Source organism: Paenibacillus alginolyticus DSM 5050 = NBRC 15375 (assembly GCF_000422905.1).
Taxonomy (GTDB): domain Bacteria; phylum Bacillota; class Bacilli; order Paenibacillales; family NBRC-103111; genus Paenibacillus_E; species Paenibacillus_E alginolyticus.
Genome location: NZ_KE383951.1, coordinates 13149 through 31971, shown reverse-complemented (window position 1 = coordinate 31971; position 18823 = coordinate 13149). Strand labels below are relative to the sequence as shown.

The window sequence follows — 18823 nt, the reverse complement described above, 5'->3', positions numbered from 1 at the left end:
GCAATTCTTCCTTTTTAAGTTCATTCCAGATCCTTGGACTTCCGTACCGTTGATCAGAGTCCTTAAAGTGAAACTTAATCCGCTCTGTTAGCATCTCTTTGTGTTTTTGCTGTTCGGACGGTGCTGCCGTACGCCATTTGTAATAGCCGCTCCTGGATACTTTAAGCACGCTGCACATCTTCTCCACTGGAAACTCAGAGCGATGATCTTCAATGAATTGAAACCTTAATTCTTTGGTTTGCTGAAGATGTGCACCGCCTTTTTTACGATAGCCAATTCCTCTTCTACATCAGCTAAACGGCGGTCTTTTTGATTCAGTTGACGTTCTTTTTCTTTCAATAGTTGCTCGAGTTCTCGAACCCGTTCACTTTGATTGACGGATTCGTTTTTAAATTCGCGGTATTTTGCTTTCCAAGCATGTAGCGTTTTCGCAGGTATGTCCAGTTCGAGTGCAATCTCCTCTACAGACTTTGTCTGCTCTTGCAAATGCTTTGCTGTTTGACGTCTAAATTCTTCATTGAATGATCTCCGCTGCCCACTCATGTGAACACCTCCTAGTTATGATTATTATCTAATTCTCTTAGTGAGGTGTCCACTTCTTATTCTAGGTGCAAACCTCCCTCTAATTTAGGGGGAATCGCTATTCGGAGAGAAAACATCAGAAATAACGGGAGATTTTCCATGTAAACTAGCTTTTTATGAGAAAATACCTAAATTAACGGTAGGTTTTCTATGTAGTGCAACAGTGAAAACAGAGACAGCCTAAAGATGAACGCCTTATGTGACAGTCCCTTTTTTTGACCCTGATTTAGTTGTCGTCGAACAATAGCAGTGGGAGTATCACATCTATCCATCGTCTGCTCTCAAAATTGAAACGCACTGACGTTCCGCCACGCTAGCATTATAGCAATTATTAAGTAAAATAGACATTCCCTTTCGCGGTTCCATCAGATGCCCTAACCAATCACTGGAACCGACGAATAGCCGGCACGCAAAGCACACTAGCAACAATGGCGATGCCAATCGAAGCGAATATCGCTATGGTCGTAATCCCGCCAATAACATCAGCAATCCAGCCGACTAGGAAATAACTCACGGGCAGCAGGGCGAAGGAGCCTAACAGATCCAGACTGACCACTCGGCCGAAGGCTTCTGCCGGTACAAGCTCCTGTAAGCTGGTCTCCCAGATAAGACCGAAGATCATAAGTCCAAAGCCTTCTACCGCCATCAGCAAAGCTAGAATGACCGGTGAAGAGGTGAAAGGCAAGAGCAGCAATGCCACGCCGCTGAGGAGTACAGAGCCGTAGGCGAGTAGACCTCGATGTGGCCATTTTGTTTTAGAGCCAAAAATGAGTGCTGCAACGATAGCTCCAAGGCCGGAGCATGTAATCCCGATACCATATATCAATGGATCTAGTTGTAGATGTACTTTGAATAACCATGGAACCAGAATGACACTAATTCCACTATAGCTAATATTAATGAACGAAAAGGCAAGGATCGTTATCCAAAGCCAGGGATGACCTTTGAGAATCTTAATGCCTTCTAGAAATTCGCTCTTCCACGAAGTCGAGGGTTGATCTGCGGATTGTTTGATGGTTGGTGTGTAAAGCGATTTTTTAACCAAAAAGAGCAAGCAAAGAAAGGAAAATAGATAGGTCAGTGCATCTAATCCGAAGCCGTAACTGGCTGATAAGGTGGAAATCAGAAGTCCGCCGAGGACGGGGCCGATGAGTCGGACGCCTTGATTGCTCATTTGTGTCAGAGCGTTAGCTGCATTGCGAATTTCGGGTGTGAATACGGTGGCGCGTACAGCTGAATAAGCTGGATGAAATAGGCCTTCCATGAGGCCATAGATGCCTACAAGTCCGAATAAAACATGGATGGATAAGGTGTTAGTGAAAATAAGCACAGCAATGGCTAACATGGTTATGAATCGGACGATGTCAGATAGCATCATAATTTTAACGCGATCATAACGATCGACGATCCAGCCGGAAAAGGGGAGCATGATTACGTAAGGGAGCATATAAGCAGCCATAACGATGCCCATCATCGTGGTTGAACCTGTTAGGGAATAAACAACCATGGGTAAAATAACGGTAGTAACAGAACCGCCCAGCATGGATATGAGTTGGCTAAGCCACAGATAAGGAAAGGAACGCGATTTTACGAAAGGTATCAGGAAATTATCGAGTACCCGCTGTTTCTTTTTAAGCTGGGATTCTAATTGCATGTTTGATTTACTCCTAACTCACAGAATCAAAAGGTGAACAATTCATACACATCATGTACAATAGAAGGAGCAGGTGAGCGTGCACGACGCTGCGTGAGCCTAGAATGTACGGATTGGAGGGGAGCACATGAAGAAAGAGGAGCTCATTTCGGCGGCGGAACTGCATGCACTGCTAGCTGAGAATGGGGAGGACCTTCAGGAGTTTGAAATGGACGAACCCATCGGTACACAGCATCTTCATTCTCTGCAAAAAGCAGTTGTGCTCCTCTCCCAGCAGGTAGCGGATCTTCAAACGCAGCTTCATGCGCATTTTGAACTCCAGAACAAACAACAAGAACAATTGCTGCGGCAATTTAAATATCAAATTGAACATAAGCTTCAAGAGCAGTTGGCCAATGGGATCATTGTCGTGCAGCAGCCGACAGATATGGATACCGACGTACAACAGCAGGACGTTGATAAAGAATCTCTACTGACGCTTTATTCATCTGAACTGTCTGAACCAGCTGATGAGGAGCCGACATATTCCAGGGTGAAAAGCTACAAAAAGATTAGGAAACGAAAGAAGTCGTTACTGGAGAAGCTTTTCGGATAGTTAAAAAGAACAAAAGACCGCATCTTCCTAGTCGAAGGGCGGTCTTTCCTTGTCTTAGTGCAGTTGAAAATCTACAGCATCCCTTCCTCATGAGCTTTCTTGGATGCTTGCACGCGATCTCGGACGTCCATTTTCGAGTATATGCTGGAAATATAGTTCTTCACAGTGCCTTCGGACAAGAATAGCTTTTCGGCAATTTCTCTATTATTGAGGCCATCGGCGATACAGTGCAGTACTTGCACTTCACGCTCGCTGAGTCCATACGCATCGGCCCGAACCTGCTCCTCCACAGCTTTGAGCCCGGCACCCTGCGATGTGGGTGTGTGATCAGCAGCGCCTCTCGCTTCCTTGACGAGCATTCTTGCGATATCTTGCGGGATGAGTGTACCGCCTTGATGCACCCATTTGATACCGGCCGCCAGATCCTTTGGATGAATAGCTTTGAGCAAATAGCCTTCGGCACCCGCTCCTAGGGCATCAACGACATAGCTGATTTCCTGGAAGGTTGTCAGGATGATGACACGAATCTGTGGCCATGCAGCTTTGATTTGGCGGGTTGCTTCAACGCCGTCCATGACAGGCATATGAATGTCCATGAGCACCACATCAGGCTGCTGTTCTTCGCACTGCCTTATAGCTAAGTGACCATTCTCAGCCAAACCGACGACATGAATATCCGGATCCATATCAAGCACGATGTGTAGGCTTTCTCTTATTAAATCCTGATCATCGACCAGGAGAAGTTTAAGCGGGGTCGTGTTCATGTTTGGTCCTCCTTAGAGTTTTTCGCCAGAAAAACTGGCATCGAAAGCGTTACTGAGTTTTTCGCCAGAAAAACTGGCATCGAAAGTGCTGCTTGAGTTTATATCCACATTGTACCACCCAGAGCTTCCAACGGGAAAGGATTTAGAAGGAAGGCAAACGTTTGGCAGGAATGGAGCAATGGACGACAGTACCTTGACCTAATGTGGAACTAACCTGCAGCGTACCCTGCAGAGCAAATATGCGTTCCTGCATGGCGTTGATACCAAAGCCAACTTTCAGCTGCTCCGTACCGATGCCATCGTCCTCAATGCGAATGTCGACTAAATCATCGGAATATGTCAGTGTAACTTCTACAGTGGAAGCCCGACCATGCCGTTTGGCATTGGTCAGTGATTCTTGCAGACAACGAATGAGCGAAAGTTTGGTTTGTTTCGGAATTTCGAATTCCTCACCTACGGTCGTGAATCGGATTTGGGTCCCGGTATGAAGGGCAAATTCGTTGGCCAGTCTCGTCAATTGTTGGGAAAGCAGCATATCGCCCTCGGGAACAATCTGATGAATGCTGCGGCGTACTTCTTCGAGTCCATTGCGGGTTACACTACGCAGTACGTCCAGCTTTTCTTTGGCTTTGTCTGGCGCAGCTTCGATCAGGTAGGACACAGCGTCCATCCCCATGATGACGGAAGTAAACGTATGACCTACTGTATCGTGCAATTCGCGTGCCATCCGGTTGCGCTCTTCAAGCAGCGTAAGCTGTTCGATTTGGTTGGCGTACTGCTCTAATGCGTTATTTTGCTCATGGATTAAATGATACTGACGTTGGTTCTCGGCTAAAAGCTTTTCGGTCTTCTCATTCGAAGTCACAACCCGTTGTAAGCTAAGGCCAATGGCAAAGAAAAGCACAGCATTTAAGATCATGCTAGATAATTGACCAACCCCCATCCCGCTATGCAGGATGAAAAAATACTCAACGGGCACAGCGACCATAAATATGGGAGCGGTCCACCAAGCATTTTTTCGGTCGGTGAGGAATCCAATGACCATTAATGGGCAATTAATAGTAAGGTATGCATCCTGCTGCATCCATGAAAGATAGATTTGTAGAGGAATACCTGTCAGCAGCACGGCAATCGGATAGAAAGTAGAGTTGATGTACGCCGGTCTCCAGAATAGAAATGGAACGCCATAGGACAGGAGGATGGCTAATATGGTTTGGATGGTAGTCGTTAGTTCATGCTCATGCATATGCAGAAGCGCATAAAGCAGGCCAAGCAGCGAAGAACCGGTCAAAACGATAAATAGGGACCACTCCACACCGTGCCAAGGTCTTCTTTGAATCATAAAAGGACTCCTTTACACAAGATCTTAAGATCATTGTACATAAAATCAGGAAAAAGCCATAGTGAGCGCAGTCATATGGTTTGATGATCATTTGTGACCTTGCTCTATGACTATTCTTAGGAAGATTACTAGGCAAAGCCGTTCAGGTAGGGTAGCATTGGGTTATATTGGTTTAAAAGTTAGGGGGAGTGTTAAAGATGACGGCAACAGATGCCATTACGCCGATAGTAAAAATCGATCAAATTACGAAACGAATCGGTTCTAAGACGATTATCGATAAATTAAGCTTTGAGGTGCCGCGGGGCGAGGTGTTTGGGTTTCTTGGTCCGAATGGAGCGGGAAAAACGACAACCATTCGGATGATGGTCGGACTCATGTCGATCACAGAGGGGGATATACGGATTGGCGGCTATTCGATTCGCACCCATTTTGAGCAAGCGATTCGTCATGTTGGCGCTATTGTGGAAAATCCGGAGATGTACAAGTTTCTGAGTGGTTATCATAATTTGGTCCATTACGCGAGAATGTTCCCGGGCATTGAGGAAGACCGCATTCAGGAGGTCATTGATCTTGTTGGTATGGAAAATAGAATCCATGACAAGGTCAAAACGTACTCCCTCGGTATGCGCCAAAGGCTTGGAATTGCTCAAGCTTTACTGCATAAGCCGTCTGTGCTGATCCTAGACGAGCCTACGAATGGGCTGGATCCAGCAGGTATTCGCGAGCTGCGTGACCATTTACGGAAGCTTACCCGCGAGGATGGAATTTCAGTCATTGTGTCGAGTCATTTACTTTCGGAGATGGAGCTGATGTGCGACCGTGTCGCCATTATTCAGAACGGGAAGCTGGTGGACGTTAGACTGATTAAAGAGTTCGGTCAGGCGGATGGCAAGCAGCAGGTGGCTTTTGAGGTGGCGTCAATGGATCAAGCCTTGACAGTAGCAGCCGCGCATGGAGCACAAGTGGAATTGGCTGGGGATGAGATTATCCTGATTCTTGATAAGCAAGAGACAGCAGCGTGGAATAGAAGGTTTGTAGAGGCAGGGATTGCAGTCTACGGCATCCGAGCAGCAACCAAATCCCTGGAAGATCAATTTTTAGAGATGACGGGAAGTGATCCGATTGCTTAATCTCATTCGAAATGAACATATGAAAATATATCGTAGGCTTCGTACTTGGATTCTCGGTATATTATTGATTGTCATTGTTGTATTAGCTGCACTGTTCTCACATTCAGGTGATCGAGCAAATGAAGAATGGAAGACAAGAGCGGCGGAATCGATAGAGCACAATCAGAAAGAGCTGGAAAATCCGGATGTACCGGCCAAATTTAAACAGCAAATGAAGGAAGACATAGCCCTCCAGCAATACATGTTGGATCATAATTACCCTCCGACAGATAATACCTTATGGGGCGGCACCCTAAGCGCAGCGGGATTAATCATGTTGGTTACGTTATTTACCGTGATCATTGCCGGAGATATGGTCGCTGGTGAGTTTACATGGGGGACAATTAAGCTGCTGCTTATTCGTCCTGCTAGCCGAGCGAAGATTCTCTTGTCAAAGTATCTAACAACGCTGCTGTTTGCAGCTACTCTACTGATTTTGATGTTTATTACATCTCTGATTGTGAACGGGTTCCTCTACGGATTTCAGAGTCTAAACCTTCCACACTTGACTGTAAATGCAGCGGGACAAGTTCAGGAAGGGAGTATGCTGGTGTATGTATTTGCAACCTATGGACTAAAGTTGATCGAACTCGTCATGATCGTGACGATGGCCTTTATGATCTCGACCGTATTTCGCAGCTCCTCACTAGCCATTGGTCTTAGCATTTTCATCATGTTCGCGGGGCAAGTTATTACGCTATTGCTGATGAGATACAGCTGGGGCAAATATTTTTTGTTCGCCAACACGGATCTTACTCCCTACTTACAGGGGCAGCCGCTGGCCGAAGGGATGACGCTTGGTTTCTCGATAACTGTGTTGCTCTTCTACTTCTTATTGTTTAATGTGCTTTCATGGGAAATATTCCGCAGACGCGATGTAGCCGCCTGATTCTCGGGCGGTCTTGCAAATAACGGATACAAAAAAGGACGACTCCTAGGTTATGAAACCTTTGGAATCGTCCTTTTCTCATTTTTGTATATACGCGTGGATGGTTTCGGGAACTTCCTGCAGGGAGTTCAACTGATAGAACGCCCCTTTGGGAGTGATGTCAACGGTACCTTTGTTGTACTCCCAGTCCTGCTGTACAGGAATGTGAATCGAGTGAATACCCGCATGAAGCGCAGGAAGTACATCTGTCGTGATCGAGTTGCCGATCATCCATGTGTGGTTGCGATCAAAACGCTGTTCGTTCATGATCGTTTCCATGTATTCTCTCGTCTTATGCACCGTAACAAAGATGCGATCATCAAAGTAGGAGTCTAAGTGCAAATCCTTCACTTTTTTCATTTGGATGGATGCATCACCGCCGGTATATAGGAACAGTCGGTGTCCGGCTTGCTGGAGATGATCGAGTGTTTCGTTCATGAGTGGATAAGGCTCTACCGTGTATTCATAAACAGTGTGGCCTAATTGCATCAACCAGGATTCTTCTTTTACATTCGTTGGACGGTTATATTGTGAGGCGAACCATTGGTACGTTTCAACAAATGATTTGGGAAAACGATCCGGCATAAAGCCATGAATGTGGATGCCAGCGAGATCGATTTGGAGCTGCTTCTGCTTGATGTCCTGCGCGATAAGTCCATGCCCGGAATACCAAGTAAGCATAAGATCGATAAACTGGTCAATCACGAAGTCAAAATATTTATTACAATGCACCAACGTATCATCAAGATCAAAAAGTATCGTCTGTTCTCTCATAGGCTTTGTCTCCTGCATCAGTTAGAAATGAATTTCCAACTATTATACCATGCGCCTAACCCCAAGCCTAGGCGAGACCCTTACATAGCCACCGTATTCCCCTTAAAGGCCCCATTGGCGGATGAGGCTGGTTTATTCCCGTTCTCTTGCTCACCGTTTTGAATAGGAGCCGATGTTGATGTTTTCGAGTCCATTTTACTATTTCCTTGGAATTGTCCACCTTCTTCAATAACAAAGGAAGCCGCGCTAATATTGCCTTGAAGGGAACCTGTAGAAGTAATTGTCAGCTTGCCCTTGGTGATGATGTTACCCTGCACATTTCCTGCCAATACAACGTCTCTTGCCGAAATATTGGATTTTACAACGCCATTTTCCCCAATAATAACATCCCCTGCGCACTCGATATCACCTGTAATGCCGCCTTCAATTCGAATGCTCGCTGCTGATTTGATGCGGCCTTCAAAGGTTGTGCCTTCTCCAATCAAAGTGTCGGTTGTATTCGGATTCATGAAGTCTTTCTTTTTCTTAAACATGGTGGTTATTCATCCTTTCGAGTCGCTTTGAGATAAGGTTTGGGATCGATGCTTTCCCCATTTTTGAGTACTTCATAGTGCAGATGAGGTCCGGTACTGCGTCCCGTGGAGCCGACTAGGCCAATAGAACTACCTTTTTCCACGGAATCTCCCTTATTCACTAAAATTTTATTTAAATGCATGTACCAAGTGCGTAATCCCTTAGAATGCTCGATGACGATATTGTTGCCGTGGAACATATCGTTCCCCGCGCTGACGACTTTGCCGTCTGCGGTCGCATAGACAGGATCATTCTCACGGGCACCGAAATCAATGCCGGAATGAAAGCTTGGACGATGCGTAAAAGGGTCCGTACGGTAACCGAACGTCGATGTGACGACCTTAGTGGTAGTTGGCCACAGGGTTGGAGTTATGCGAAGCAATTGCTGCTTATCGGCAACTTTTTGCTTCGTTACGGTCAAGTTGGTTTGCAGCTCTGTCACTTCGTTGTTAAGTGCCGTGAAGGAAGCTAACGTCTGTTCGCCAAGCTTTATAACGTCTTCCTGAGAAGCTGGATTAGGACTTCCGCCAATGCCGCTGTCAAGGGCAGGGAGCTTTCCATCTGCATCCGCAGGTTTATCCTGTGTGCTGGGTGACGTGCTGGCAACGGCTGTCCCGGTTGTGTTTGCGTCGATCCCGGCAATCGATTTGAGATCACTTTCGAATTTCTTCATTTCTTCGACTTTTGTTTTCATCTGTTCGGCTTGCTGAGACAGTTGAATCACTTCATTCTGTAATTGTTCGATGGCCTTGTCTTTGGAATTTAATGCAGCACTCCACTGCTGGTTAGCTCCTGTTAGCTTAGACTGCAGAGCGCTAGCCTCTTTCAAGGTGCTTGTATGCATCGCATAAGTGATTATAGAAATTAGCAGCAGCACGGATAAGCATGCTGCAGACATATAAGCGAATAGATGGGGAATACGAAACCTGACGACCGATTGATTGGCATCTGGAATGATGACTAGTGTCAGTTTTTTGGGTTTCCAGTTGAGCTTCATAAAGGCTTGATTGTCTCCTGTCGTGGTTGAATTTGGTAAATGACGTTTCCTGTACTTCATTCGTCATATTCTGATAAAAACCTTCCTTATACCTACTAGTCCTACATAAAATGAGTCGAAAGTAGGAAGGAATCCTGTCGGATATAATCGAATGTACTTAACAAATACAGGAAGTTGTAGATATGGAGTGGAGCCGCTAATGATAAAGCTTGCAGGTATCGATATAGGGAACGATAGTATTAAACTGGTGCTGGATGGTTCTAGAGAACCGCTAGTGATCCCGAATATCATTGCGCCGGGATACGAAAGACATATTTTGCAGGAAGAAGATTCACCATTGAAAGCGCTGGATGTAATGATTTACAGTCCATCCCTTTCACAAAGAAATCAACGTTATTTCGTCGGACAACTTGCTTTGGAACACGAAGATAACCTGGAGCTTGAAGACACGGATAATAAAGCGATATCGGATCAATCCCTTATTGTTGCGCTTACTGCACTAGCTTATCAAGGTCTCACCCACCAAGCCTTTAATGCCGGGTACGGAAATGTAGACGAAGTCGAATATTCGCTCGGAACCGGTTTGCCTGTGCGTGCGTTTGCGAAGTTTAACCAGCAATTCGAGCAAAGACTTCTTGGTGAGCATGAAGTGACGTTCCTATCCACTCCACAATTCCAAAATCGCAAGATTAAAGTATCGGTTCGCAAGGTTGCAGTCTCCATTGAAGGGGCCGCAGCTATGTTCCATTTGGCTACGCATGACAGCTTGCAAGTCAAGGATGAAGAGATTTACAACGGCTGCATCGGCGTTTGCGAAATCGGCGCGCTGACAACGGACTTCCCTGTTATCAAACGGATGGCGATTGACAATCACTTCAGCCATGGCGAGCAAATTGGCATCGCAACCTATCTAGATGCCGTCATTCGCGATGTCGAAGATGCTTATGGGTACGTGTTTCCAAGCCGCGCGAAGCTGGTGCAGCGAGTGAAGAATCGTGAATTTACGATTCAACTTCTTGGCGAAGGCCAGGTCGATATTCGACCGATCGTGGATCAACATTTCCGCCGTGCGGCTTTGCGAATGATCGAGATGATCAAAAAGCGCTGGCGCAAATATCCCGATATTCAATGCTTCTATGTGATTGGTGGAGGTGCCTCTGCGCTGAAGCCATACATCCAAGAAGTTGCAGGGTCATTAAAACTTCGATTCGCGAATGACAGCGAATATCTAAATATGTATGGCTACTTGAAAGTGGCCAAAAGTCGGTTAAGCCAATCAGTTCCTGTCTAGCCATGTAACGCACCTGTTTATGCGGGTGCGTTTTTTTTATGCCTTTTTTTGCCGCTAAATCATTTACCAACTTCTGATTGCTTTGAAAGGCTCACCTCCATATAAGTTGTCAGGACCGTAAGGAATAGACAACAAGCAAAACACATTGCGCAGGCCGTGCTCATGATGGGCTTGTACTTGCCGAAGGCAAGTCCGATGACGATGCAGCCTGTAGAAAAGACCATGAGGATATTGCCCAGCCATACCCATTGCCTGTAAGAAAATCGCGCAGTGATCTTGGTCATCTGTTCGGGAGGGGCATTAGAATTCCCATTCTCTCTGGGTGACACTGCTGGTTGTGGCTGCTTCCGGAGCCTGATCCTCGCGGCAGCGAAGAGGATGCCGATCACGAAAGGCTGATATCCCAGTACGATGAGCGGCATGCTGAAATTCGCGAAGGCGAGCACCTCCGTGATACTTTTGAACGATAGAATCGTCGTAAGCGCCACCAAGAGGGCAACCTGCTTGTTAATGATGGGATAGTTGCGCTCCTTGATGATTGAGCTAATGCCTAAGAGAATCGCCAAATAAATCGCGATCATTTTGCAACCTAGTACGGGTAACCAGATGGTCATGAGAACGATGTCAAGCCGATCGAGGAAATCCGTCACATGGATCACTTGCACCAAATTGTAAGCGGGATATATGAAGTTCGCTGGCATTTTCGGTCCCAAAACGGTAAGTACCAAAAAAATGAGAAGCGTGAACAGGCAAATACCGAGCAGGGACCCGTGTCGGATCGCGGAACGGATCTGATTGGCGTTGTACATCGTGTGCAGAAAGGCGCCGAGAATGAAAATATCACCCGCGCTTCCGATAGCAAGCAGGTTACTGAAGGCCAATTGTTTGAACGGCATTGTGAGAACGGGCATAGCGAGCTGAAGGTTGAATTCGTTCGACAGCAAGAGCGGCATCGACAAAGTCGCGATGACGAAGAGAGGATAGAACATGTCATTGACGCGAGCGACGATTTCAACGCTGCTTCTCCCAAAATAAATTAGATACAAACAGGACATCAGAACTAAGATTTCCAAGGGTGTGTTATGCAGCAACAACGTGGAATTGTATTTCGACGCGGAAGCCATATCCTGCACGAGAATTTGCCAGAAGTGGAACAAAATCAACAGATTGACGGCAGTACCGCCCCAGCGCCCCAGCACATGTATGGATATTTCGAAAATGTTCAGCTTGGGAAACATCTTCACTAAATATCCGAAAAAGGCTGCAATAACAAATATATAGAAAACAGATAGGATATAGCTGAACCACGCATCCATCTCACTTACTCGAATCAGTACATTTTGCAACGTAAAGATGCCTCCGCTTGTGATGACGGATGAGGCCAGCCACGCCAGCTGTCTCTGGTTAATCACTTGTTTTTTATCCATGAAAGACACCGCCTTTTCGATTGCTTCAGGGCTGATCACTGTTGTATTATTGATGCTAAATTGCAATCAAATGCCCATTAAATGACTAAACCAAGGGGAGACCGTGTGGATAAAGAAGCGCGATGGCATCGGAATCGGTATGTTTAAATATTTGGTGATAAAGAGTACGAATGTGACAAAGGTAATTAACCCATATGCCGCCTTTACGCTGCCTTTCTGATGCTTAAGAACCTTGCGGTCTATCAAAAGGCTGGCAATCATAATGAATAGAAAGCTCAGTATAAATATGTTGTTCATGTCTATCTCCCATCTTTGGTCACATTCTGATTGATAAGACCGGTTTCGGTGATGGAGGCTTCAACCTTGATGCGGAATTCAGCTTCTTTAAACACAGCTCGCCACCGTTCTTTTAAATCGTTGTTCCACGTATTAGGATGACTTCTCCAAATCATTAAACCCAGTTGCGCTGAATCGGTCCCTTCCTTTTGCATTTGCTTAATGGCGGCTTGGACGCATTTCTTCACTTGCTCTGCAAATTTACGCTCCACCCTGTGGATGGACTCCGGCTTGTAGAGATCTTGTTCGGATAAATCTTCACCAATGACCCCTTTAGCTTCTAGCGAGAGTTCAAAGATGACCTTGTCCCCTTGCAGTATAGGTTTGATTTTGGCATGTCCTTCCTTAACTAGAATGGAGATATCTTTGCCTGATTCGAACGGAAAAGTGAGAAGATGCTCTCTAACATAGTTTCTCAGCCACATGAGTCCATTCGCCTCCTGGTTCTTGTAAATGCCAACCATTCGGTCTCCTTTGAACTGACCATAGCCGATTAACTGAATTTCTTGAGAGGGCTCCTTGGCTCCTTGAGTTTCTTTGGCTTCGAGGTAACTCAAAATAGGATCACTGTTAAAGCTAAGCGCAAGGCCAATATCTTTCGTGGATGTCGCCATCGCGCGTTTCGATTTGGTTATTTCCCGAATGACTTCGGAGGGAAAACGTTCAAACTTGGGCTCCGCATTCAGCAGGTCGTAGCCTTTGCCCTTCGTTACGACGAGAAAGCAGGTCAGCCGACTCTCCGGTGTCCGTGCCGCATCGTCAAACATGATGCCAATGCCTGCCTTGGCAAGCTTTTCGCCTAGGACGATCGTACGTCGATGAGACAGAAACAGTCTGCGCGATATTCGCATCTGCAGTTTACTTGTTGCGTCGCGTATCGTCGTTCCGACCTCCGAATCTATATAGTAACTTTTACCCCCTCCACTCGTACCGCCTCCACCCCCGCTGGCGCCGCCCATGGAACCGGGGAGGGGTAGCATAAAGGTAACGCGATACTTGCCATCGTCCTCTAGATCAATGGAGGAGGTGAGGACAAAGGCGATATCGTTGGTTTCGGTGCGATCCCAACAGCCAGTCAGGAATGTCAGCACGAGGGTGATCATCATCCCAAACACGAAAAGACGCCTACGATGAGTCATTTGAATTGCCCTCCTCACTCGCTTTATGCTCATGCTGAATTCTGCTTCCGTCTACGCCTCCGTCCTCCTTGATTTGCTGAGGCAGCTTGCTATCCATGCGCTCTGTATCTTGAATCGCCATAAATGCAGGACGTTTCTCCATCGCCCACGAAGGAGAGCGAATCAGCGAATCCTGTAAGTCTCCAGCGGATAACGGTCCTAATGGGGATAAATAAGGCACTCCGAAGGAACGTAAATTCGCCATATGTCCGAACAAAATCAACAAACAGAAGATGATTCCGTAGAAACCGAATACGGAGGCAATGATTAGAAAGGGAAAACGCAGCATACGAATAGCGATGGCGCCGTTATAGCGCGGGATGGTGAACGAAGCAATCCCGGTAATGGATACGACGATAACGATCGGTGCGGAAACGATGCCGGCTTGAACAGCGGCTTGTCCAACAACGAGCGCACCTAAGATGGAGACAGCGGAGCCGACCGCTTTGGGCAATCGGATACCTGCTTCGCGTAAAGCTTCGAAGGTAATTTCCATGATGAACGCCTCAACAACGGCTGGGAACGGAATCGCTTCACGGGCGGCGGCAACACTTAACATCAGTGTTGTCGGTAGTAGTTCATGGTGGTACGTCGTTATAGCGACATACAGAGCAGGTGCCGTGAGTGACAGAAACAAGAAGATGTAACGCAGCAAGCGTAATAGTGTACCGATTTGGAATCGTTCATAATAATCCTCACTCGCTTGCATAACCTGTATAAATACGAAAGGGACGATGAGCGCAAAGGGTGTGCCATCAACGAGAATGGCCACTCGTCCTTGTAGGAGAGCACTAGCAACAACGTCTGGCCGTTCTGTGTATTGGATCTGTGGAAAGGGCGAATACGCATCATCTTGGATGAGTTCTTCAAGCATGCCTGATTCCAAAATGGCATCGATCTTGATTTGCTCAATCCGCTTGACCACTTCCTCAATCAGGGAGGGCATTGCCAAGTCGTCGAGATAACAGACGACAAGAGCGGTATTGCTCTCTTTGCCGACGCTCATAGATTTCATCTTCAATCTAGGCGTCTTTAGTTTGCGGCGGATCATAGAGGTGTTCGTTCGAATGCTCTCCACGAAACCCTCTTTCGGTCCGCGTACGACAGTTTCCGTTTCTGGCTCGCCAACGGAGCGCTTATCTGTACCGCGAATACCAAGCAGAATGGCTTTCGCGTTGCCTTCCACGAGCAGGGCGGTATCCCCGCCCAAAACAGAAACGAGCAGGTCTCCGTAATTATCGGAGATCTGTGTCTGAGACACCGGCAGTATCGTACCTGCGATGCGGTCGATCGCTGTTTGGCCGCCACCCAGAATCATTAACGATTTCATCGTTTCGTTGAGCAGTTGGGTGTTAGTTAGTCCATCAACGAAGAGAAGCAGTGCCGGAATGTGCGGCTCGATCTCGAATTCACGGACAACAACATCAGAGCAGTCCTGAAACATGGCTTTAATAAATTCATGATTTTCATGTAGAAGAAGCGATAATTTAGTTTCCTTAAGTTCTTCGATGAAATGATAGTCAAGCGAATCAATAAGCTCCGATTGCTCATCATTCTCACCGATCCTGTCTGACGGGCGTTTACGCAGGATACTTTTCATCAATTGTTTGGATGCTTTAACCATGCGAGGGGCCCTCCTGCCGCAATCTGGATGAAGATTATAGGAATGCGTTTTTTATTTTTCTCGAAATGAAAGGATTTTATTACGAAAGTTGGAAAATTTTATTCGGTCGAGCCCAGACTGTAGGATGGGTATAGATGAGAAGCCCTTGGCAAAAGCTATCAGGACAAGAAATACGGGGAAATTGGTAGAGGAGATGAAGCTTTTGTTGTGGGTTGTCATACTACTGCTGCTATTCATCTTTCAGACCGCCACGATTCTGATCGGCGAATACAAACGACCGGCTAAAACGGTAGCCTGGCTGCTCGTATTGTTTATTTTTCCAATCATCGGATTTATCATGTACTATTTCTTAGCTAAGGAATATACCCAAAGGAAAATGGTTAGGCGCAGAGGACGTCGCAAGATGGATGAAATTAAACATCAATGGATGTATCAGGAATCGGCGTCGATAGCGAACAATGCGGGGAATTATCAGCTGTTCGAAGAGCCGCGACTTTGTGGACTGCTTCATAGCATTCCGGGCTCACCCATTACTCCGAAGAATCGAGTAGAGGTGCTGACCAATGGGGAAGTCACTTACGAGGCTATGATAAAGGCGATTGAACAGGCGAGAAGTCATATCCATTTTGAATTTTATACGATAAGACATGATGAAACTGGTGTGAGATTTCAAGAACTTCTGATTCGTAAGGCGAAGGAGGGTGTCAAGGTCAGAGTTATTTATGACGGGGTAGGCAGCTATACACTTTCTACGGCTTACATCAATAAGTTTAAGCAAGCTGGGGTTGACGTGCATCCTTTCTTGCGGCCGCTCATTGCCTTCTTCGATAAACGAATGAACTATCGCAATCATCGGAAAATTATTGTCGTTGATGGCTTGGTAGGGTTCGTTGGCGGTATTAATATTGCCGATGAATACTTAGGGAAAGATCGAAAGCTTGGCTTCTGGCGGGATACCCATCTCATGCTGCGCGGTGACTCGGTCTATTATTTGCAGCAGACCTTTATGACAGACTGGATGTTCGTTAGCGGGGAGCGGTTGGTTGAAGAAACGTTATTTCCTGAGCATAATGAACCGCAAGCTTCGTTGGTCCAGGTTATTTCAAGCGGTCCAGATGCCCACTGGGATGCTATTCAGGAGATGTTTTTCGCAGGCATTATGGCAGCTAAGAAGCGAATTTACATGACTACGCCATACTTTATTCCAGATCCCAGCATCACGATGGCACTCAAAACTGCGGTAATCAGCGGTGTCGATGTCCGTATTATTCTCCCTTATAAATCAGATTCCCAAATCGTTCAGTACGCATCGCGATCGTATCTGCTTGAGCTGATGCAGGCGGGGGTACAGTTCTATCTATATCGCAAAGGCTTCATGCACGCCAAGGTCATGATCATTGACCACTTGATGGCTACAGTAGGTACAGCGAACGTGGATATGCGCAGCTTTTTTAGCAACTTTGAATTGAATGCCGTAATGTTTAATAAGGATGAAATTAAGCGCTTAGAGGCAGATTTTCTAAAGGATTTGAAGGAGAGTGTTGAGTTGAAATTAGCTGAATTTGAGAGGAGATCCCGTATGGAAAAGGGGAAGGAAGTTATTGCCCGATTATTATCCCCTTTGTTTTAATGGAGTAGTTCTGTAGAAGGCTACTGTATTATTTGAGACGGTCTAAAATGGCGTTCAAATTTTGTAGAGGGACTTTCTCAATGAGGTCGCCGTACGTTTTCAAACGGTTCATCACCGTATTTAAGTTGAAATCGCGGATGCTAGGACGCAGCTCAACCTCTTTCCATAACAGGGGGGTGGAAACAGAGGCGTCCTTTTTGGCGCGTGGTGTGTAAGGTGCGGATAAAGTTTTTCCATACCAATGCTGTAAATAGTCTACGTAAATTTTATCGCCGCGATTTTTCTTGAACCTTTCGATGGTAAAAAGATTGGGATATTTCTTTACTACAAAGGCGCCAATAAAATGACCGATACGGCGAAGCTGCTCAAATGTGTAGCCATGCTGAATAGGGATGTAGATCTGAACACCCGTAGCGCCTGAGGTTTTGGGAATTGACTGAATATGGAGGGAATCCAACACTTCTCCAATGATATGGGCAGCTTCCATAATACGCGGCTCTTCCTCTAGCGAAGGATCGATATCGATCACCCATTCTGCGGGCAGTGTCTCGCCAATTCGGTGGAAGGAGGGATGAAACTCCAAACAAGCCAAATTACCCAGCCAAATCAGGGTGGGTAACGAGTCTAGATTGATGTAATTAATGCCATCCAGCGGCGCCAGCTTCACGAAGCTAGGTACCGGATCGGGGGCATTTTTTTGATAAAAGGATTTTTCATTATACCCGTTAGGGAAACGAATCGTTGTTAAGTGGCGATTACGGCAGTAGCGCAGCAGAAAAGGAGACAACTCGGTTAATTTAGCGAGATAATCGGCCTTGGTAATTCCCATTTCAGGCCATAAAAGCTTGTTCGGGTTCGTAATCGTCAGCTCATGCCCTTCCACGAGCAGCGTTCCTTTGGTTGTGACCGCCATGTATCATTCGTCCCTCCTAATATGGATTTATATCCGATTATTCCCCGAAGGGAGGGATCTCAAACTTCTACGACCTGTTGAAATGTCATGAGATTTTGCTTGACAAAAAGATGGATTCATACAATACTTATGAAAGTTAACAATATTTAGTAAGTAACATATTAAGTGGAAGTTGATTCTTATTTGTATACTAAAACTTAATTCTATCAGAAGATAGAAGCGGAGGAGAGATAAATATGAGTAACTCATTTTTAGCTGCAGTAAAAGAAAGACGCACGTACTATGGACTGAGCAAAGAAGTGGTCGTTTCGAATGAACGCATCCAAGAGATTGCGAATGAGGCAGTGAAACATACACCGTCGTCTTTTAACTCACAAAGTGCAAGAGTTGTTGTCTTATTCGGCGAGCAATCCGATAAATTGTGGAACATTACGAAGGAAACCCTGAGAAAGATCGTACCAGCTGACAGCTTCGCGCCAACAGAGGAACGTATCAATAGTTTCAAAAGCGGGTATGGAACTGTGCTGTTCTTTGAAGATGAGACAACCGTAGAGAATCTGCAAAAGCAATTTGCTGCTTACGCTGACAATTTCCCGATCTGGTCCAATCAATCCTCAGGCATGCTGCAATTTGTAGTATGGACAGCGCTTGAGCAAGAAGGTCTTGGCGCATCGCTGCAGCACTACAATCCTCTGATTAACGAGGAAGTTGCCCAAACGTGGAACCTTCCAAGCGAGTGGAAGCTGCTTGCCCAAATGCCATTCGGTAAACCAACTTTTACACCGGGTGATAAAGAGTTCCAACCACTCGAAGACAGAGTGAAGTTTTTTCAATAAGAAATGTGAGTCTAGCCATTAATTCGTCCTTATAAAAAAGCCATCCCATTCGTCCTTTGACGGTGGGGTGGTTTTTTGTGTTGAAGAACAAAATCAGACAGTTATAATCCTTCTGGCTTCGAGAAGTCTTTTTCGGACTTCTCAGCGACACTTTGCTACTTTATCGACGGTGAGAAGTCCATTACGGCTCTCTCAGCAAACATTTGTGGT

The 18823-nt window shown here is 46.0% G+C and carries 18 protein-coding genes; 6 read left to right on the top strand and 12 right to left on the bottom strand.

Annotated elements, in window-relative coordinates:
• Nucleotides 1–225 precede the first annotated feature (225 nt).
• Entirely contained in the window at nt 226–543 is a 318-nt protein-coding gene (locus G519_RS0140615; RefSeq protein WP_029199401.1) for a transposase, read from the bottom strand.
• Between the two features lie 421 nt (nt 544–964).
• The gene (locus tag G519_RS0140610) at nt 965–2236 is read right to left on the bottom strand and encodes an MFS transporter (protein WP_029199400.1); all 1272 of its coding nucleotides are present in this window, start codon (nt 2234–2236) and stop codon (nt 965–967) included.
• A 127-nt stretch (nt 2237–2363) separates the two neighbouring features.
• On the opposite strand from G519_RS0140610, the gene G519_RS0140605 reads away from it, so the two are divergent.
• Nucleotides 2364–2831 (top strand): hypothetical protein, encoded by a 468-nt coding sequence (locus tag G519_RS0140605; RefSeq protein ID WP_029199399.1) that lies wholly within the window; start codon nt 2364–2366, stop codon nt 2829–2831.
• A 71-nt stretch (nt 2832–2902) separates the two neighbouring features.
• Here G519_RS0140605 and G519_RS0140600 read toward each other — a convergent pair whose 3' ends face one another.
• Both G519_RS0140600 and G519_RS48360 read right to left on the bottom strand, forming a co-directional pair.
• A complete protein-coding gene (locus G519_RS0140600) occupies nt 2903–3595 on the bottom strand; it encodes a response regulator (protein ID WP_029199398.1) in 693 nt (230 codons plus the stop codon).
• A 142-nt stretch (nt 3596–3737) separates the two neighbouring features.
• Nucleotides 3738–4937: a sensor histidine kinase gene (locus tag G519_RS48360; protein ID WP_029199397.1), complete on the bottom strand. Its 1200-nt coding sequence runs from the start codon at nt 4935–4937 to the stop codon at nt 3738–3740.
• A 197-nt stretch (nt 4938–5134) separates the two neighbouring features.
• Here G519_RS48360 and G519_RS0140590 point away from each other — a divergent pair, with 197 nt between their 5' ends.
• Both G519_RS0140590 and G519_RS0140585 read left to right on the top strand, forming a co-directional pair.
• Complete coding sequence (locus G519_RS0140590) at nt 5135–6067, top strand: ABC transporter ATP-binding protein (RefSeq protein ID WP_036635881.1); 933 nt, start codon at nt 5135–5137, stop codon at nt 6065–6067.
• Nucleotides 6051–6995, top strand: a complete 945-nt coding sequence (locus tag G519_RS0140585; protein WP_208860938.1) for an ABC transporter permease subunit — start codon at nt 6051–6053, stop codon at nt 6993–6995. Before G519_RS0140590 ends, G519_RS0140585 begins: the two co-directional genes overlap by 17 nt.
• Before the next feature lie 78 nt (nt 6996–7073).
• On the opposite strand, the gene G519_RS0140580 is transcribed toward G519_RS0140585, so the two are convergent.
• The 3 genes from G519_RS0140580 to G519_RS0140570 form a co-directional block, all read right to left on the bottom strand.
• Nucleotides 7074–7808, bottom strand: a complete 735-nt coding sequence (locus G519_RS0140580) for an HAD family hydrolase (protein WP_029199394.1) — start codon at nt 7806–7808, stop codon at nt 7074–7076.
• Nucleotides 7809–7888: 80 nt separating this feature from the next.
• On the bottom strand, nt 7889–8341 hold the full coding sequence (locus G519_RS47065; RefSeq protein ID WP_051254209.1) for a bactofilin family protein: 453 nt from the start codon (nt 8339–8341) through the stop codon (nt 7889–7891).
• Between the two features lie 5 nt (nt 8342–8346).
• The gene (locus G519_RS0140570) at nt 8347–9378 is read right to left on the bottom strand and encodes a M23 family metallopeptidase (RefSeq protein WP_029199393.1); all 1032 of its coding nucleotides are present in this window, start codon (nt 9376–9378) and stop codon (nt 8347–8349) included.
• Between the two features lie 199 nt (nt 9379–9577).
• Between G519_RS0140570 and G519_RS0140565 the strand changes: the two genes are divergently transcribed.
• Nucleotides 9578–10669 (top strand): ParM/StbA family protein, encoded by a 1092-nt coding sequence (locus G519_RS0140565; protein ID WP_029199392.1) that lies wholly within the window; start codon nt 9578–9580, stop codon nt 10667–10669.
• 59 nt (nt 10670–10728) lie between these two features.
• Here G519_RS0140565 and G519_RS0140560 read toward each other — a convergent pair whose 3' ends face one another.
• From G519_RS0140560 to G519_RS47060, 4 genes are all read right to left on the bottom strand, one after another.
• Nucleotides 10729–12096: a GerAB/ArcD/ProY family transporter gene (locus G519_RS0140560; RefSeq protein ID WP_029199391.1), complete on the bottom strand. Its 1368-nt coding sequence runs from the start codon at nt 12094–12096 to the stop codon at nt 10729–10731.
• A 66-nt stretch (nt 12097–12162) separates the two neighbouring features.
• Nucleotides 12163–12393 (bottom strand): hypothetical protein, encoded by a 231-nt coding sequence (locus G519_RS0140555; protein ID WP_029199390.1) that lies wholly within the window; start codon nt 12391–12393, stop codon nt 12163–12165.
• Between the two features lie 2 nt (nt 12394–12395).
• Nucleotides 12396–13571, bottom strand: coding sequence for a Ger(x)C family spore germination protein (locus G519_RS0140550; protein WP_051254207.1), 1176 nt, complete (start codon nt 13569–13571; stop codon nt 12396–12398).
• The gene (locus G519_RS47060) at nt 13558–15234 is read right to left on the bottom strand and encodes a spore germination protein (RefSeq protein WP_409372041.1); all 1677 of its coding nucleotides are present in this window, start codon (nt 15232–15234) and stop codon (nt 13558–13560) included. The genes G519_RS0140550 and G519_RS47060 overlap by 14 nt, the downstream gene beginning before the upstream one ends.
• A 202-nt stretch (nt 15235–15436) precedes the next feature.
• Between G519_RS47060 and cls the strand changes: the two genes are divergently transcribed.
• The gene (cls, locus tag G519_RS0140540; RefSeq protein WP_029199388.1) at nt 15437–16864 is read left to right on the top strand and encodes a cardiolipin synthase; all 1428 of its coding nucleotides are present in this window, start codon (nt 15437–15439) and stop codon (nt 16862–16864) included.
• A 28-nt stretch (nt 16865–16892) separates the two neighbouring features.
• On the opposite strand, the gene ligD is transcribed toward cls, so the two are convergent.
• Nucleotides 16893–17777, bottom strand: a complete 885-nt coding sequence (ligD, locus tag G519_RS0140535) for a non-homologous end-joining DNA ligase (RefSeq protein ID WP_029199387.1) — start codon at nt 17775–17777, stop codon at nt 16893–16895.
• A 236-nt stretch (nt 17778–18013) separates the two neighbouring features.
• Here ligD and G519_RS0140530 point away from each other — a divergent pair, with 236 nt between their 5' ends.
• Nucleotides 18014–18613, top strand: coding sequence for a nitroreductase family protein (locus G519_RS0140530; RefSeq protein WP_029199386.1), 600 nt, complete (start codon nt 18014–18016; stop codon nt 18611–18613).
• Nucleotides 18614–18823: the final 210 nt, after the last annotated feature.

Coding starts and splice junctions, on each gene's coding strand:
- G519_RS0140615 (WP_029199401.1), bottom strand. CDS start 543: ATGAGTGGGCAGCGGAGATCATTCAATGAAGAATTTAGACGTCAAACA.
- G519_RS0140610 (WP_029199400.1), bottom strand. CDS start 2,236: ATGCAATTAGAATCCCAGCTTAAAAAGAAACAGCGGGTACTCGATAAT.
- G519_RS0140605 (WP_029199399.1), top strand. CDS start 2,364: ATGAAGAAAGAGGAGCTCATTTCGGCGGCGGAACTGCATGCACTGCTA.
- G519_RS0140600 (WP_029199398.1), bottom strand. CDS start 3,595: ATGAACACGACCCCGCTTAAACTTCTCCTGGTCGATGATCAGGATTTA.
- G519_RS48360 (WP_029199397.1), bottom strand. CDS start 4,937: ATGATTCAAAGAAGACCTTGGCACGGTGTGGAGTGGTCCCTATTTATC.
- G519_RS0140590 (WP_036635881.1), top strand. CDS start 5,135: ATGACGGCAACAGATGCCATTACGCCGATAGTAAAAATCGATCAAATT.
- G519_RS0140580 (WP_029199394.1), bottom strand. CDS start 7,808: ATGAGAGAACAGACGATACTTTTTGATCTTGATGATACGTTGGTGCAT.
- G519_RS47065 (WP_051254209.1), bottom strand. CDS start 8,341: ATGTTTAAGAAAAAGAAAGACTTCATGAATCCGAATACAACCGACACT.
- G519_RS0140570 (WP_029199393.1), bottom strand. CDS start 9,378: ATGAAGCTCAACTGGAAACCCAAAAAACTGACACTAGTCATCATTCCA.
- G519_RS0140565 (WP_029199392.1), top strand. CDS start 9,578: ATGATAAAGCTTGCAGGTATCGATATAGGGAACGATAGTATTAAACTG.
- G519_RS0140560 (WP_029199391.1), bottom strand. CDS start 12,096: ATGGATAAAAAACAAGTGATTAACCAGAGACAGCTGGCGTGGCTGGCC.
- G519_RS0140555 (WP_029199390.1), bottom strand. CDS start 12,393: ATGAACAACATATTTATACTGAGCTTTCTATTCATTATGATTGCCAGC.
- G519_RS0140550 (WP_051254207.1), bottom strand. CDS start 13,571: ATGACTCATCGTAGGCGTCTTTTCGTGTTTGGGATGATGATCACCCTC.
- G519_RS47060 (WP_409372041.1), bottom strand. CDS start 15,234: ATGGTTAAAGCATCCAAACAATTGATGAAAAGTATCCTGCGTAAACGC.
- ligD (WP_029199387.1), bottom strand. CDS start 17,777: ATGGCGGTCACAACCAAAGGAACGCTGCTCGTGGAAGGGCATGAGCTG.
- G519_RS0140530 (WP_029199386.1), top strand. CDS start 18,014: ATGAGTAACTCATTTTTAGCTGCAGTAAAAGAAAGACGCACGTACTAT.